The organism is Amycolatopsis alba DSM 44262 (genome assembly GCF_000384215.1).
GTDB classification, from domain to species: Bacteria; Actinomycetota; Actinomycetes; order Mycobacteriales; family Pseudonocardiaceae; genus Amycolatopsis; species Amycolatopsis alba.
Window position 1 is genome coordinate 5,129,461 of record NZ_KB913032.1, and the last position, 15,399, is coordinate 5,144,859.

A 15,399-nucleotide genomic window follows, 5' to 3' on the forward strand; every position below is an offset into this window, starting at 1 on the left:
CCGGACGGTGTCGGTACACGTTGTCGTGAGTGGCAAACAGGGTCAGCGCGGACCCGTATTTGCCTACCCACGCCTGACCTGCACGAGGGTGGCGGTTCCGCGCCTGTCGGCTCGACGGTGAAGGAATTGGGACGTTGAACGTCCTGATTCCTTCACCGTCGCGGGCTCGCGCCGGTCCTGTTCTGGGGCAGACGACGTGACGGGTGAAGGTTCAGCGGCCGGAATCTTCCCCGCTCGACCGCACCGCCATCCAGCACAAGCTTCACCCCGCGCCGAGACGAAGCAGGTCCCCGAGTGTGGAGGATTCAGGACGTTCAACGTCCCAAATCCTCCACATACGGGTCCGTCGGAACACGGATCGCCACTCACGACCGCCCTTGTCGCGGCGGCGACGGTGCGCTGACCTGCGGTTTTAAGGGAAAGTGATAGCAAAGGTCCCTTGCTCCCGCCGCTCCGGCTTGTCCCTGTACCTACTAGTATGTACGGTCTGGCTGTGGACAAGAGGGAGCAGCTCATCGAGAGCACTCGCGAGCTCCTGTGGGAGCGCGGGTACGTCGGCACCAGCCCGAAGGCGATCCAGGAGCGCTCCGGCGCCGGTCAGGGCAGCATGTACCACCACTTCCAGGGCAAGTCCGAACTCGCGCTCGCCGCGATCGACCGCAGCGCCGAAGACCTGCGCGCCAGGGCGGAGGCCGAGTTCGCCGGGCCCGGCACGGTCGTCGAGCGGGTCACCGCCTACCTGTGCCGTGAGCGCGACGTCCTCAAGGGCTGCCCGGTCGGCAAGCTCGCCCAGGATCCCGACGTGATGGCCGACGCGGACCTGCGAAAGCCGGTCGAGGAGTACTTCGGCTGGCTCACCGGCCGTCTCGCCGAACTGCTCGACGAGGGCCGCGTGGCAGGCGAACTCGACGCCTCGCTCGATCCGCACGCCACGGCGACCGCGCTGGTCGCGGTGCTGCAAGGCGGTTACGTCCTCGCCCGCGCCGCCGGTTCCCCGGACGTCTTCGCGAAAGCCGTCGACGGCGCCCTCGGCCTGCTCGCCACCAAGGAGAACTGACATGCCTTTCGTCCGCATCGACGCCGCCGGGACCGACAAGCTCGAAGCCCTCGGTAACGCCGTCCACGACGCGATGGTCGAAACGCTCGGTATCCCGGCCGACGACCGCTTCCAGGTCCTCAACGGCCAGGCCACCCTGAAATACGACGACTACCTGGGGATCCACCGGGACGAGGGGATCGTGTTCGTCGCGATCACCATGCGGCACGGGCGCACCGACGTGCAAAAGAAGTCGCTGTACCGGCGGATCGCGGAATTGGCCGAGGAGTACGCGGGGACCGAGCCGCGGAACGTGCTCGTCACGATCACCGAGAACGGTCCGGTCGACTGGTCGATCGGGAACGGCGAAGCGCAGTACGCCTGATCAGGCGGGAACGGCGGCGAAGGAGTGCCGCTCCACCAGCCACCACGTGTCGCGGCCGAAGGACCAGGTCAGCAACCCGAGTGCGCCCAGCGTGACCACGAAACCGGCCCACAGCGGCAGCACCGTCGAAGCCACCGCGACCAGCACGATGCCCTGCACGGCCGCGACCGTCTTGCGCGCCATGCTCGGCGGCAGCGGGGCGTTCAGCCACGGCCACAGCCGGCTCGCGGCGACGAACACGTAGCGCATCGCGCCGATCGTGAGCACCCACGGGCCCAGCGACTGCGCGACGACCACGCTCAGGACCAGGATCAGATACGCGTCGACCTCCATGTCGAAGCGCGCGCCGAGCGGTGACGCGGTCCCGGTGCGGCGCGCGACCTGGCCGTCGACGGCGTCCAGGGCGAGCGCGACCGACGCGATGACGACCATCGTGACGATCTCCCGGCCCGCGGTGTCGACGACGAGCGCGGTCACGCAGCCGACCAGTCCGGAGCGGCCGAGCGTGACGGCGTCGGCCGGGCCGAGGGAGCGCGCGGTGCTCCGGTGCAGGCCGTAGGTCAGGAATCCGCCGACGGCGATGCCGTAGGCGGCTCCGGCGAGCCAGCCCAGCGGGCCCAGCCCGGCGACGGCGTCCAGCGTCCCCAGCAGCGCCAGCTGGACGAGGACCCCCAGGAAAACTCCGGGGTTGATCACGAGGCCTCCTCGTTATGGTGACGACGACCCCGTCTGAAGGGCCGACATGAGAGGACACGATGGAACGCGCCTTCTGGTTCAGTGGTTCCGGTGACGGCGAGATCAGGCCTGTCACGCTCCCTCCGGTCGGTGAAGGCGAGGTGCTGGTCCGCACCCTGTGCAGCGGCGTGAGCCGGGGCACCGAGACGCTCGTCTTCCGCGGTGAGGTCCCAGTCAGTCAACGAGCGGCCATGCGCGCGCCGTTCCAGGAGGGCGACTTCCCCGGCCCCGTGAAGTACGGCTACCTCAACGTCGGCGTGGTCGAACAAGGCCCGGAGCAGCTGGTCGGGCAGGTCGTCTTCTGTCTCTATCCGCATCAGACGCGCTATGTCGTCCCGGCGTCGGCCGTCACGCCGGTGCCGATCGGGGTGCCGCCTGAGCGCGCGATCCTCGCGGGGACGATCGAGACCGCGGTCAACGCGGTCTGGGACGCGGCGCCGAAACTCGGCGACCGGATCGCCGTGGTCGGCGCCGGGATGGTCGGCAGCAGCGTCGCGAAGCTCCTGTCCGGGTTCCCGGCGACCAGGGTGCAGCTGATCGACGTCGACCCGGAACGCGCGAAGGTCGCCGAAGCGCTCGGTGTCGACTTCTCGACACCGGAGGACGCGCTGGGCGACTGCGACCTCGTCGTGCACGCCAGCGCGAGCGAAGCCGGCCTCGCGCGTTCGCTGGAACTCCTCGCGCCGGAGGGCGAGGTCATCGAGCTGAGCTGGTACGGCGGCCGCCGGATCAGCGTCCCGCTCGGCGAGAACTTTCACTCACGGCGGCTGGCGATCCGCAGCAGCCAGGTCGGGATGGTCTCGCCCGCGCGCCGCGCGAACCGAAGCCACCGCGACCGCTTGCTTCTCTCTTTGCAAATTTTGTCGGACCCCGTCTTTAGTGTGCTGGTCAGCGGGGAATGCAGGTTCCATGAACTACCGGACGTCCTGCCGCGTCTGGCCGCGAATGAACCGGGAACGCTCTGCCTCCGTGTCACCTATCAGAGGGAGGACACGCGTTAGGGCACGATCTGGGAGGTCCGTTGTTCAGCATCACCGTCCGAGACCACGTCATGGTGGCCCACAGCTTCCGCGGCGAGGTCTTCGGACCCGCGCAGAACCTGCACGGCGCGACCTTCGTGGTGGACGCGACGTTCCGCCGGTCCGGACTGGACGCCGACAACATCGTCGTCGACATCGGCAAGGCGACCGAAGAGCTCAAAGCGGTGCTCGCCGACCTGAACTACCGCAACCTCGACGACGTGCCCGAATTCGCCGGGATCAACACCTCGACCGAGTTCCTCGCCAAGGTGATCGCCGACAGGCTCGCCGACCGCGTCCACACGGGAGCGCTCGGCGAGGGCGCGCGGGGGCTCGAAGGGATCGTCGTCTCGCTGCACGAATCCCATGTCGCGTGGGCGAGTTACGAGCGTGCGCTGTGAACGGCCTCCATGTCGTCCTTCCCGGCGACATCGACGACCCTGGCGCGCCGAGCGGCGGCAACGTCTATGACCGCCGCCTGTGCGACGGCCTCGTCGCGGCGGGGGTGGCGGTCCGCGAGATCGCGGTGCGCGGGAACTGGCCGCGGCCCGACACCGAGGCGCGCAAGGTGCTGGCGCGCAAGCTCGCCGAGCTGCCTGCCGGTGCGGTGGTCCTGCTCGACGGGCTGGTCGCCTGCGGGGTGCCGGAGGTGATCGTGCCCGCGGCGCAGCGGTTGTCGATCGCGGTGCTGGTGCATCTCCCGCTGGCCGACGAAACGGGACTTTCGCCCTCGCTCGCCGCCGAACTCGACAGGCTGGAGCGGGAGACGCTCGGCGCGGTCGAGGCCGTGGTCGCGACCAGCGACTGGGCGGCGAGACGGCTGATCGAGCACCACGACCTCGCCCCGCATCGCGTGCACGCCGTCCCGCCGGGGGCCGACAACGCCGAAATCGCTTTCGGGACCCCGAACGGGACGCATCTGGTCTGTGTCGCCAACGTGACTCCGCGCAAGGGCCAGGGGCTGCTCGCGGACGCGCTGAAGTCGCTCACGGATCTCCCGTGGAGCTGTGAATGCGTCGGCGCCATCCGCCGCGAGACCCGCTACGTCGAACGCCTGCGGCGACACACTCTCGGCGACCGGTTCACCCTCGCCGGTCCTCGGTCCGGCGAAGCACTCGAAGCGACGTACGCGTCCGCAGACCTCCTTGTGCTGCCTTCGCGCGCGGAGACCTACGGCATGGTCGTCACCGAGGCGCTCGCACACGGCATTCCCGTGCTGGCGACAGCCGTCGACGCGCTGCCGGACACCCTCGGCCGGTCGCCCGACGGCAGCGTGCCGGGGATGCTCGTTCCCGGCGAGGACGTCAGCGCGCTGGCGAAGGCCCTTCGCCGCTGGCTCACCGAACCTGAACTCCGAGACCGGCTTCGCGCCTCCGCCCGCCTTCGCCGCGAGACGCTGACCGGCTGGGACGCGACGGCCCGCGGCGTCGCCGCCGTGCTGCTGAGCGAAAGGACGGCGGCATGACCAAATACGCCCCGAGCTGGCTTCAGCTGAGGGAAGACGCCGATGCCGCCGCCCGTGCGACCGAGCTGATCGAGCCGGTGCGAGCGTTCCTGCGCGAACAGGACGAGGTCGTCGTCCGGGATCTCGGCTGCGGCACCGGTTCGCTCGGCCGCTGGCTGGCCCGGCGGCTGCCCGGCAGGCAGCACTGGATCCTGCACGACCGCGATCCCGACCTGCTCATCCACGCGCTGGCCCGCACCAGCCGTCCGGAACACGCTTTGGACGGCAGCGAAGTCACCGTCGTCACCGAAGAGCGTGACATCACCGAGCTACGCGCGGAGGACCTGGCCGGGACGTCGCTCGTGGCGGCTTCGGCGCTGCTCGATCTGCTCACCGCCGAGGAGATGTCCAGGTTGGCGGAGGCCTGTGTCGGGGCGAGGTGCGCGGTCCTGTTCACGTTGAGCGTTTCGGGGCGGGTCGTGTTGTCGCCCGAGGAAAAGTTCGACATCGAGATCGCCGACGCCTTCAACGCGCATCAGCGCCGGGTGACCCAGGGCCGGTGGCTGCTCGGCCCGGATGCGGTGGACGTCGCGTACGGGGTTTTCGAACGGCTCGGCGCCACCGTGCGGCGCGCCCCGAGCCCGTGGCGGCTCGGCGCGGATCAGGCCGCGCTGACCGCGGAATGGCTCACCGGCTGGGTCGGTGCCGCCTGCGAGCAGCGGCCAGAGCTCTCGTCGGACGGCGACGCGTACCTGCAGTGGCGGCTCGCGCAGTGCGCGGCCGGCGAGCTGAACGCGACGATCCAGCACGAGGATCTCCTGGTGGTGCCGTCGTGAAGCGGTTCTGGCCCTGGCTGCGGATCCTCGGCGCGCTCGCCATCCTCGGGGTGCTCGTCTGGCAACTGGGCACGCGTGCGTTCCTGGACGGGCTGCGCGAGGTCGACGCCTCCGGTGTCGCCGCCGCCCTCGGGATCGGTTTCGCCACCACGGTTTTCAGCGCCTGGCGCTGGTGCCTGGTCGCGCGGCGGCTCAGCCTGAAGTTGTCGCTGCCCAGCGCCGTCGGCGAGTACTACCGTGCGTTGTTCCTCAACGGTGTCCTGCCGGCGGGGGTGCTCGGCGACGTCAACCGCGCCGTGCAGCACGGCCGCGGCGCCGGTGACGTCCCGCGTGGCGTCCGCGCGGTGGTGCTGGAGCGGACGGCCGGGCAGATCGTGGTGATCGGCGCCTCGGTCGCCGTCGTGCTCAGCACGCCTTCCGTGGTGCCTCCGCCGATCGACGGGGTCGTCACGGCCGCCGGGATCGTGGTGGTCGTGCTCGCTTTCGCGGCCGTCGTCACCGGGATGACGGCGGGGAGGCACTGGATCCACAGTGGATCGAAGTGGCGCCGCGGGTTCGCCGTCACGCTCGCCGACGTCCGGCTCGGCCTGCTGACCAAGGAGACCTGGCCCGGCGTGAGCCTGCTTTCGGTGGCCACCCTCGCCGGGCATCTCGCGCTGTTCGTCGTCGCCGCGCGCGCGGCCGGGGTCACCGCGCCGATCGCGGAACTGCTGCCGCTGATGATCCTCGCCCTGCTCGCGATGGGGCTGCCGCTGAACATCGGTGGCTGGGGCCCGCGTGAGGGCGTTTGCGCGCTGCTGTTCGGCACGGCGGGCCTCGGTTCGGCACAGGGTGTCACGGTGGCCGTCGTCTACGGCGTGCTCGCGCTCGTCTCCAGCCTTCCCGGTGCCGGCGTACTGCTCGTCGGTTCCTTCAAGACCGCCACACCCGCCGCACCGCGCTTCGCGGCGAGGACACCCGTACAGACAGGAGACACACGATGACCGTCGAGAGGGTCGTGGAGACCAGACTGCCGACGCACTACGGCGTCTTTCGCGCGTTCGGGTATCTGGACGCCGACGGCACCGAGCAGATGGCGCTGGTCCACGGCGACATCGAGGGCTTCGGCACGCTGACGCGGGTCCATTCGGAATGCCTGACCGGCGACGTCTTCAGCTCGATGCACTGCGAATGCGGCGACCAGCTGGCCGCCGCGCTGCGGGCGATCGTCGAGGAGGGCGCCGGGATCCTCGTGTACGCGCAGGGACATGAAGGGCGCGGCATCGGCCTGCTCGCGAAGCTGAAGGCGATGCGGCTACAGGACGAAGGGCTCGACACCGTCGAGGCGAACATCGCGCTCGGACTGCCGGTGGACGCGCGCGACTACCGTGCGGCGGCGGCGATCCTGACCGACCTCGGGGTGCGTTCGGTGCGGCTGCTGTCCAACAACCCGACGAAGGTCGACCAGCTGAAGCTGCACGGGGTGCGGATCAGCGAGCGGGTGCCGCTGCTGGTGACGCCGAACGACGAGAACCTGCGATACCTGCGGACGAAACAGGAACGGATGCACCACTTCCTGCCGCATCTGGATTCGATGGCGGGGTCCTGAGGGCGCACGGATGATGTCCCGAGCGCCACGCTCGGGACGTTGAGCGTCACGGGCGAGGCGCACGAGACACTCAGCCCAGCGCGGCCAGGGTCTCCCCGAAGCCCTCCACCAGTGACTCCAGCACCAGCCGTCCCTTCTCCGCCGTCGCCAGCGAAGGCCGCCCCACGACACCGGACTCCGAGTACGGCCGCAGCCCGGTCGTGAGCAGGTGCCGCCTGTCGTCGGCCAGGTGGTCCGCCTCCGCGTAACCGGGCCGCACCAGCGAAGGATGTGCGTGCAGCAAAAGGGAAGTCTCCAGCTCCCCGGCGTGCATGTCGCTGTCCAGTGACGTTTCCAGCCCGGCCGCGTCGTGCGCCGCCTGCCAGCCTTCGACGCCGGGGAACAGCGCCATCGGTGACGTCGACTCCTGGACCACATTGGACAGGACGTAGTTGCCGCCATGAGCGTTCACCAGCACCAGTTTCGGCACCCCGGACCGGCGCAGTGAGGTGGCGACATCGTTCACCACGGCGTACAGCGTCGCGGCCGAGATGCTGACCGTCCCCGCCCAGTCCGCGTGTTCGTGCGAGCAGCCGATCGTGATCGGCGGGAGCCGCAGCACCGGGTACGCCGAGGCGAGGGCGTCGGCGATGGTCGTCGCGATCACCGCGTCGGTGGCGAGCGGGAGGTGCGCGCCGTGCTGTTCGAAACTGCCGACGGGCAGCACCGCGACGTCGGCGCCACGGGCGCGCTCGTCGGCCGTCGTGGCCGTCGGGAACAGGTCCATCGGGCTACGGTACCCACATGACCGACCACGCCGCATTGTTGTCCGTCGCCCGCGAAGCCGTCGCCATGGCGACCGGGATCGTCCGCTCGATGACGTCGTTTTCCGTTGCCGCCAAAGGTGATCGCGACATGGTGACCGACGTCGACCTCGCCGTCGAGGACGCCGTCCGCGAGTTCCTGGCGCGCGAGACCCCGGAGATCGGCATCCTCGGCGAGGAACGCGGGCACGAGGGGAACAAGGACCTGTGGTGGGCGCTCGACCCGGTCGACGGCACCGCGAATTTCGCGCGCGGCATCCCGCTGTGCGGCGTTTCGCTCGGCCTCGTCGACGGCCTGAAGAGCACGGTCGCGGCGATCTCCTTGCCGTTCCTCGACATCACTTACACCGCCGCTGAAGGTCAGGGCGCGTACGCGGGCGAAGAACGACTCGCGGCGTCGAAGGCGACGGAGCTGTCCGACGCGATCGTGAGCATCGGCGACTTCGCGGTCGGCGAGGAGGCGGAGGTCAAGAACCGCGTCCGGATGGCGTTGCTGGCCGAACTCGGCGGCCGTGTGCAGCGGGTCCGGTTCCTCGGCTCCGCGGCGATCGACCTGGCCTGGGTCGCGCACGGCAAACTCGACGCGAGCGTCATCCTCTCCAACAAACCGTGGGACACGATGGCGGGCGTCCTCCTCGTGCGCGAGGCCGGGGGAGTGGTCATCGACAGCGACGGCGCCGATCACACGGTGCGATCGGAGGCCACCATCGCGGTCGGCGCCGGGCTGCGGGACGAGATCGTGGCGGCGATCGCCCGCGTCGGCCGGTGAAAAGTTTGTCACTCACGAGGTGAACCGGGCGGGCGCCGTATCCGTTCCTCCTGGTAAGGCGCCCGCATCAGGAGGTAACCGTGTTCACCTCGAATGTCCGCGTGACCGAACCGGTCGTCTTCGTCCTGCCGGGCGACACCGAGGACTTCAGCGGCGAATACGACCGCCGTATGTGCCAGAACCTCCCGGCCACCGGGCTCCCGCTGCTGGAATTGCCGATCGCCGGCGCCTGGCCGATGCCGGGACCGTTGTCCCGGTCGAGACTGGCCCGTTCGCTCACCGCGTTGCCCGACGACACCGTCGTCCTGATCGACGGCACGGTCGCCTGCGGGGTCCCGGAGATCGTGGTCCCGCACACCCGGCGGCTGCGGCTGGCCGTCCTGGTCCACCGGCCGCTCGCCGACGATCCCGCGCTCGACCCGGCGCAGGCCGCCGAACTCGACGCGTGCGAACGGGAGACCCTGCGGCTGGCGGGCATGGTCGTCGCCACCGGGCCGTGGCTCGCCCGGCAGCTGATCGACCGGCACGACCTCGACCCCACTCGCGTCTACGTCGCGACACCCGGCACGGACGCGGCTCCGCTCGCGGCGGGCGCCGACGGCGTCTCCCGGCTGCTCTGTCTCGCGCCGATGACCGCGCGCCACGGCCAGGATGTGCTGATCCGGGCGCTTTCGACGGTCGACGAACTGGCGTTCAAATGCGTGTTCGCCGGGGCGACGCACCACGATCCCGCCTACGTCGACGAACTGCGCTGGACGGTCGAACGGCTCGGGCTCGGCTCCCGGATCAGCCTCATCCGCCCGCCGGAGGACCTCGACCTGGTCTACGACGGCGCGGATCTGCTCGTCCTGCCCGCCCGCGGCGGCACGTCCGGGCTGGTCGTCGCCGAGGCGCTCGCGCGCGGGATCCCCGTGGTGGCCACCGAAACTGCGGGCGCGCACGACGCGCTCGGCACCGCGCCCGGCGGCGGCGTGCCCGGCATGCTGGTGCCGCCGAACAACCCGTCCGCGCTCGCGACGGCGTTGCTGCGCTGGTCGCTCGATGCCGAACTGCGTCATTCCCTGCGGACGGCGGCGCTCGCGCGGAGCAGTGCCCTCGAGGAATGGGACGTGGCCGCGGGCAGGCTCACCGACGTCCTTTCCCGGTTGCAGGCCGTGCCGCGTCAGCCTGCTTGATCATCGCCCGGATGCAGCTATCGCCGTCGATCATCGGCTCGGTTGACTTGGCGGCATGCGAATCGTCGATCTTGCGTCCCGTCCTGATCTCCTCGATACCGCGCTGAATCTCGGCGACGTCGGCGGTGAGTTCATCTACGCCGGGTTCAGCGGCAAGATGATCACCCCGGAACGGTTCCTGCGGCACTGGTCCCGGTATTTCCTGATCGCGCTGGACGACGACGGCGTGCCGATCGCGCGGGCGCTGTCGGTCCCGCTGACCTATCCGGCCGAGGACCGCCACGAGTTGCCGTCGCACGGCTGGGACGAGGCGATCCAGTGGGCCGCGCAAGACCTCATGGACGGCCGGGCGCCGGACACCCTGTGCGCGCTCGAAGTCGTCGTGGCGCCGCATCTGCGGGGGACCGGCCTGTCCACACCGATGCTGAAGGCCCTCAAGGCGCGGGCGGCCGAGACGGGGCTGAAGCGGCTCATCGTCTCGGTGCGCCCCATCGGCAAGGAGGACGAGCCGGACGTTCCCATGGAGTCCTACGCCGTCCGGCGCCGCGAGGACGGGCTGCTCGCCGACCGCTGGCTGCGCACTCACGAACGGCTCGGCGCGCGGGTGATCAAGGTCTGCCCGTTCGCCGTGACCATCTCGGGTTCGATCGCGGACTGGCATGACTGGACCGGTGTCAAACTCGCGGACGGCGACAACGTGATCCCCGGCGGGATCGCGCCGGTACACGCGAACGTCGAGCGGGACTGCGGGGTCTACGTGGAGGCGAACGTGTGGATGGAGCACCCGTTCTGATCGGCTCGCTCCGGCGGGCGGCCGCGGAAGAGGCCCCGAGCGCCACGTTCGAGACGTTGAGCGTCTCTGGTGTGGCGCTCGAGGCTCTAACCGCTCACGAGAGCGCCGTGCTGAGCCGCTGCCCGGCCGCCCCTTCGGTCCGCGTGACGAACTCCTTCAGCAGCTCCCGCGCCTCCGGCACCGCCTCCCCGATCGCCGTTGCGGCTTCGGCCAGCTTCCCGGCGACGTCGCTTTCCAGCACCGGATCGTGCTCCAGCCGAGCGGCTTCCGTGAGCCGCTTCAAGGCGATGGTCGCCTTCACGCGCGCTCGCGGGTCGTCGCCCAGCGCTCGGAGGATGCCAGGCCCGTGCGAGACCAGGCTGTCGTACAGTTCCCGTGAGGAACCCATGTGCCTGCCGAGGATTTCTTCGGTCTCCTCCAGCAGCAGGCTGTCGGGACCGGTCGGGCAGTAGATCTCCAGCAGGAATTCCATGATCGCCGGACCGATCTCCTCGATCACGTTGTAGACCTCGGAGTACGGCGGCTGGAAGGCACCGAGGACGTCGCCGCGGGCCGGGGGCTTGCCGGTTTCGATGCAGAAGGTCCGGACGTTCTTCAGCGCCGGGTTCACGAAATGCCGGGAGAACGTGTAGTCGTCGATGGTTCCCGTTGTCGGATAGAGCCCGACGCTCTGCTGAAGGGTGTACGTCCGGCCGTGTGCTTTCGGGATGACGTCGCGCATCCGGGCTCCGGCGCGGAGGAACCAGTTCAGATCACCCTGCGGGATGTATTCGCGGTAACGCCCGTCGTTCGGCACGCCGCGATCCGGGTTCGGCACGCGGAAGTTCTGCGCGGGATCGGTGGTCTGGTTGTCGTCGTCGCCCCACGGGTAGAGGATCAGCTCGCTGTAGGAATGCAGGTCCAGCACGGCGGTGATGTGCGGGAACGTGTCCAGGAGCCAGCGGATGTCGCGGGTCTCCGGTTCCGAGAACGCCTGCGGCCCGCGATAGACCTCGCTCGCCGGGTCGGGACTGGTGCCGATCCCGCTGTCGAACAGGAAGTCGTAGTTGCGGTTGAGGTCGACGCCGCGGCTGTTCCCGCGCCACATCCGCAGGTGTTCCGCGGACATGACGATGTCGCGGCCGTCCGGGTTGACCATCGGGACGACGAAGATGTCCAGGTTGTCGACCAGCAGCTTGACCACGCTGTACCCGTAGTCGCTGCCAGGGTAGGTCACCGACGTCTGCGACGAGAGGGCATAGGCCATCCGGAAGATCCAGTTGTACAGCACTTCGGGGTTCATCAGCTCGCGTGCGTGCGCCCCGGCCATCAGGATCACGCCCGGCCGGTCGGCCCGGTCGCCGCCGCGCATCCGCAGCGCGGACATGGGTTTGCCCTGGACGGACCGTTCGGGGAGCCGGACCCAGGACAGGGTGTCCGGCAGGGCCGAGGCCATGTCCCGGATCAGGCGTTCGAACTGCACGGAATCCCGGTATCCGGGCGGCACGGCGGTTTCCGGTCCGGCGGTGAGCTCCCGGCTGCCGGGTTCCGGCGCGATCTCCAGCGGCGCGGCCTCGACGTCGGGATGGACGTGGACGTCGTGCCCGCTGCCGGTGAGTTCGGTGATCTCCGCGTCGGCGAGGTAGCCGTCGATCGCCGCGCCCTCGGGGGTTTCCCGCGCGGTCGAGGCGAACAGGTCGAGCCCGCGCCTGCCGAGCAGGCGCAGCGCCGCCGGGTCGGCGACGGAGACGGTGACGAAATGCCGGGCGGCCTCGGTGTCGGGCATGTGGTGATCCCCTCTGTGGTCGGTTCTCCGACGACGTTAGGGATCACCACCTGCCGCGACAGGGGCGGAACGGACCGGCTTTCGGGTGACCGGAAGGGCTACCGGCGCAGCTCCGCGGCGATCCGGCCCGCCGCCGCGAAGGACTCTTCCTCCGGTTCGCCGAGCAAGGGGAGCAGGACGACGGATTCGGTCCCGGCCGCGTACAGCGCCCGGATCTGTTCGACACAGCGGTCGAGCGGACCGCTGACGCTCAGCCTGTCGATCCACTCGGGACGCAACCGGACGGCCAGGTCGTCACCCGCGGCCTCGGCCAGCAGTTCGGCGCCGAAGTCCAGCGGCTCCAGCGCCGGACCCGAGTTCGGCCCGATCGCGGAAGCGACGTCGGACCGCGCCCGCTCACGGGCCCGGTCGGGATCGTCGTCGAGGGCCAGCCAGTTGTAGGCGGTGATCGAATGACCCTCGACGCCGATGAGCTCGCGCGTCGCGCGGACGTACTCCGGTGTCGCCGGTTCCGCCAGGAGCGTTCCGTCGGCCACCCGGCCCGCCGCCGCGAGGGATTTCGGGCCGCGGACACCGGCGATGAGCCTCGGCGGCACGGCGGGCGGGAACTCCAGTTCGACCCCGTCGAGCCGGACGTGCTTGCCCTCGAAGGAAACCCGCTCACCCGCCAGCAGCCGACGGACGACCGTCAGCGTCTCCTCGAACGCGGCCAGCGCCGAGGGCGGCCACGCGTCGATCTGCCGCATCCAGCTCGGCACGCCGTGCCCGAACCCGGCGATCAGGCGTCCGGGGTGCAGCTCCGCCAGTGCCGCGATCTCCATCGCCGCGATGGCCGGGTTCCTGGCCACGGCGGGCATGATGCCGATGCCGAGGGTGATCCTCTCGGTCGCCGCCAGCACCGTCGCCGCCGTGGCGATCCCGCCCGCGTAGAAGCAGTCCTCGACGATCCAGACCTCGTCCAGCCCCTCCTGTTCCGCGCGGCGCGCCAGACCGGCCAGCCGGGCGGCGGGCAGTTCGCGCGGGATCCTGACTCCGAGCCGTGAATCCATGACGTTCTCCGTTCTTTAAACGCGCCGCAGCACGCGTAACAGATATTCCTTGCGTTCCAACGGGTTGTGATCGGTTCTCGACCGTGACGGCGGTGCTCCTCGGACCGGTCGATAGCCGTGGAAGCTGGTCTCCAGCACACCTTCTCCCCGTGTCGCCGAGGGCAGGAGCTGGTGCACCTCATGGGTTTTCGCCGCCGGGATCTCGCCGTCGAGTTCCGCTGTCCCGTCTTCGGTGAACGTCGCGCGCGGGATGGCGCGAGCCTGCGCCAGCAGCGCGGTGACCGGGCCGAGCGTGTCGGCCGGGGCCTGCAGGGTGAACCGGTGCATCGGTTCGTGTACGGTCGTCCCGGCCTCGCGCAGGGCCGCCATCAGCACCAGCGGCGTCAGATCGCGGAAGTCGCCCGCGGTGCTGGACATGCTCTTGTCGAAGGTGCCGTGGGCGTGGCTTTGCCTGGCGTAGTAACCGGAACGCGTCATCGTCACCACACAGTCGAGCACCTCCCAGCCGTGGACGCCCTCGCGCAGCGTCTCCTTCACCGTGTCCTCCACGGCCTTGACGAAGGAGTACGGCATCGAGCCGAGTTCGACCTCCAGCCGGAACGAGATCCCGCTCCCCGGTGGACCGGGTTCGACGCGCAGGCCGACCGTCGCCAGGAAGGGATTGGGGTCCTTGCCGATGAGTTCGGCGGCAGATCCGGTGCCGGAGACGCGTTCGACGCAGATCGTGGTCGTCTCGCTGAACGTGACGTCGATTCCGTACTCGTCCGCGAGCGTCGACTGCAGGACTTCCTTCTGAACTTCTCCGTACAGGGAAACGGAAGTCTCCTGACGGATCTCGTCGTGCCGAAGGCCGATCAGCGGGTCCTGCTCGGCCAGCCGGGTGAGTGCCTGGTGCAAGGGGCCGCGATCGGCCGGGCGCACCGGGGAGACGACGGTCTCCAGCGTCGGTGGTGAGAAAAGGGCTCTGGGCGCGTGCTCGGGCGGTGTCCCGAGCACGTCACCGATCCGGACGTCCAGCCCGGACAGCTTCGCGATCCGCCCGGCCCCGGCCGAACCCGACGGCACGGCCGAGCCGTTGTCGAAGACGCTGATCGCGGTGACCTTGCCTTCGCCGTCGCCAAGCGGGACCTTGTCGCGCACGGCGACCCTGCCGGAGAACAGCCGCACGTAGGCGATCTTCTCGCCGCCCGGTGCGCGTTCGACCTTGAACACCGTGCCGGACAGTGGCCCGTCGGCGTCGCTCTCCTTGGCAGGCAACAGATTCTCGATGCCGTCGCGGAGCGCGTCGATACCGGCGCCGGTGATCGCCGAGCCGAAATAGACCGGATGGGCGAGCCCTTCGGCCACTTTCGCGGCGAGCTCGGCATGGAGCCGCGACGGCGTGAACCCGTCCGGGTCGGCGAGGTACCCGGCCAGGAGGTCGTCGTCGAGGGTCGCCAGCAGGTCGATCACCCGATCGGGTGTCATGGGGTCCATCGCGACGACCGAGGGCGTGAGTTTCCCGGCTATTTCCCGGAACACCCGGTCCGGATCGGCGCCGCGGCGGTCCAGTTTGTTCACGAACAGCAGTGCCGGGATACGCAGCCGTCGCAAGGTCCGCATCAGGACGCGGGTCTGCGCCTGAACCCCTTCGACCGCCGACAGCACCAGGACCGCGCCGTCGAGCACGCCGAGCGCGCGTTCGACCTCGGCGATGAAATCGGGATGGCCGGGGGTGTCGATCAGGTTGACGGTGACGTCGCCGACGGCGAACGACACCACGGCCGCCTTGATGGTGATCCCGCGGGCGCGTTCGAGCGCCAGCGTGTCGGTCTGCGTGCTGCCGTCATCGACGCTGCCCAGCTCGCCGATGATCCCGGCGGTGTGCAGCAGCCGCTCGGTCAGGCTCGTCTTCCCGGCGTCAACATGCGCCAGAATCCCCAGGTTGAGGGTCTTCACGAGGTGTCTTGTCCTTGAGGTAGGCGGAAATTACCTGTGGGAAGGACGCAGACACCGGCAAGAC

General features: G+C 69.8%; 16 protein-coding genes. 11 read left to right on the forward strand and 5 right to left on the reverse strand.

Going from position 1 to position 15,399, the window contains the following annotated elements:
- Positions 1 to 493: 493 nt before the first annotated feature.
- Both AMYAL_RS0124610 and AMYAL_RS0124615 read left to right on the forward strand, forming a co-directional pair.
- Positions 494 to 1,057: a TetR/AcrR family transcriptional regulator gene (locus AMYAL_RS0124610; RefSeq protein ID WP_209447247.1), complete on the forward strand. Its 564-nt coding sequence runs from the start codon at positions 494 to 496 to the stop codon at positions 1,055 to 1,057.
- A 1-nt stretch (position 1,058) separates the two neighbouring features.
- Positions 1,059 to 1,421, forward strand: coding sequence for a tautomerase family protein (locus tag AMYAL_RS0124615; protein WP_020633922.1), 363 nt, complete (start codon positions 1,059 to 1,061; stop codon positions 1,419 to 1,421).
- On the opposite strand, the gene AMYAL_RS0124620 is transcribed toward AMYAL_RS0124615, so the two are convergent.
- Positions 1,422 to 2,117: a CDP-alcohol phosphatidyltransferase family protein gene (locus AMYAL_RS0124620; RefSeq protein ID WP_020633923.1), complete on the reverse strand. Its 696-nt coding sequence runs from the start codon at positions 2,115 to 2,117 to the stop codon at positions 1,422 to 1,424. It abuts the gene before it with no gap.
- 59 nt (positions 2,118 to 2,176) lie between these two features.
- On the opposite strand from AMYAL_RS0124620, the gene AMYAL_RS0124625 reads away from it, so the two are divergent.
- Genes AMYAL_RS0124625 through ribA form a run of 6 tightly spaced genes read left to right on the forward strand, consistent with a single transcriptional unit; the run spans position 2,177 to position 7,043 of the window.
- Positions 2,177 to 3,157, forward strand: a complete 981-nt coding sequence (locus AMYAL_RS0124625) for a zinc-dependent alcohol dehydrogenase (protein ID WP_020633924.1) — start codon at positions 2,177 to 2,179, stop codon at positions 3,155 to 3,157.
- Between the two features lie 20 nt (positions 3,158 to 3,177).
- On the forward strand, positions 3,178 to 3,576 hold the full coding sequence (locus AMYAL_RS0124630; protein WP_020633925.1) for a 6-pyruvoyl trahydropterin synthase family protein: 399 nt from the start codon (positions 3,178 to 3,180) through the stop codon (positions 3,574 to 3,576).
- Positions 3,573 to 4,640: a glycosyltransferase family 4 protein gene (locus AMYAL_RS0124635; RefSeq protein WP_020633926.1), complete on the forward strand. Its 1,068-nt coding sequence runs from the start codon at positions 3,573 to 3,575 to the stop codon at positions 4,638 to 4,640. Before AMYAL_RS0124630 ends, AMYAL_RS0124635 begins: the two co-directional genes overlap by 4 nt.
- A complete protein-coding gene (locus AMYAL_RS0124640; RefSeq protein WP_020633927.1) occupies positions 4,637 to 5,455 on the forward strand; it encodes a class I SAM-dependent methyltransferase in 819 nt (272 codons plus the stop codon). The genes AMYAL_RS0124635 and AMYAL_RS0124640 overlap by 4 nt, the downstream gene beginning before the upstream one ends.
- Positions 5,452 to 6,438: a lysylphosphatidylglycerol synthase transmembrane domain-containing protein gene (locus tag AMYAL_RS0124645; RefSeq protein WP_020633928.1), complete on the forward strand. Its 987-nt coding sequence runs from the start codon at positions 5,452 to 5,454 to the stop codon at positions 6,436 to 6,438. Before AMYAL_RS0124640 ends, AMYAL_RS0124645 begins: the two co-directional genes overlap by 4 nt.
- Positions 6,435 to 7,043: a GTP cyclohydrolase II gene (gene ribA, locus AMYAL_RS0124650; protein WP_020633929.1), complete on the forward strand. Its 609-nt coding sequence runs from the start codon at positions 6,435 to 6,437 to the stop codon at positions 7,041 to 7,043. Before AMYAL_RS0124645 ends, ribA begins: the two co-directional genes overlap by 4 nt.
- 70 nt (positions 7,044 to 7,113) lie before the next feature.
- On the opposite strand, the gene AMYAL_RS0124655 is transcribed toward ribA, so the two are convergent.
- Positions 7,114 to 7,809 (reverse strand): creatininase family protein, encoded by a 696-nt coding sequence (locus AMYAL_RS0124655; protein WP_020633930.1) that lies wholly within the window; start codon positions 7,807 to 7,809, stop codon positions 7,114 to 7,116.
- Between the two features lie 17 nt (positions 7,810 to 7,826).
- Between AMYAL_RS0124655 and AMYAL_RS0124660 the strand changes: the two genes are divergently transcribed.
- The 3 genes from AMYAL_RS0124660 to AMYAL_RS0124670 all read left to right on the forward strand — a co-directional run bounded on the left by AMYAL_RS0124660 (position 7,827) and on the right by AMYAL_RS0124670 (position 10,583).
- On the forward strand, positions 7,827 to 8,615 hold the full coding sequence (locus AMYAL_RS0124660; protein WP_020633931.1) for an inositol monophosphatase family protein: 789 nt from the start codon (positions 7,827 to 7,829) through the stop codon (positions 8,613 to 8,615).
- A gap of 80 nt (positions 8,616 to 8,695) precedes the next feature.
- Positions 8,696 to 9,790, forward strand: coding sequence for a glycosyltransferase family 4 protein (locus tag AMYAL_RS0124665; protein ID WP_020633932.1), 1,095 nt, complete (start codon positions 8,696 to 8,698; stop codon positions 9,788 to 9,790).
- 55 nt (positions 9,791 to 9,845) lie between these two features.
- The gene (locus AMYAL_RS0124670) at positions 9,846 to 10,583 is read left to right on the forward strand and encodes an N-acetyltransferase (protein WP_020633933.1); all 738 of its coding nucleotides are present in this window, start codon (positions 9,846 to 9,848) and stop codon (positions 10,581 to 10,583) included.
- Between the two features lie 94 nt (positions 10,584 to 10,677).
- On the opposite strand, the gene AMYAL_RS0124675 is transcribed toward AMYAL_RS0124670, so the two are convergent.
- The 3 genes from AMYAL_RS0124675 to AMYAL_RS0124685 form a co-directional block, all read right to left on the reverse strand.
- The gene (locus tag AMYAL_RS0124675; RefSeq protein ID WP_020633934.1) at positions 10,678 to 12,348 is read right to left on the reverse strand and encodes a M14 family zinc carboxypeptidase; all 1,671 of its coding nucleotides are present in this window, start codon (positions 12,346 to 12,348) and stop codon (positions 10,678 to 10,680) included.
- Between the two features lie 98 nt (positions 12,349 to 12,446).
- Positions 12,447 to 13,397, reverse strand: coding sequence for an LLM class flavin-dependent oxidoreductase (locus AMYAL_RS0124680; protein ID WP_020633935.1), 951 nt, complete (start codon positions 13,395 to 13,397; stop codon positions 12,447 to 12,449).
- A 15-nt stretch (positions 13,398 to 13,412) separates the two neighbouring features.
- On the reverse strand, positions 13,413 to 15,335 hold the full coding sequence (locus AMYAL_RS0124685) for an elongation factor G (RefSeq protein ID WP_020633936.1): 1,923 nt from the start codon (positions 15,333 to 15,335) through the stop codon (positions 13,413 to 13,415).
- Between the last annotated feature and the right edge of the window lie 64 nt (positions 15,336 to 15,399).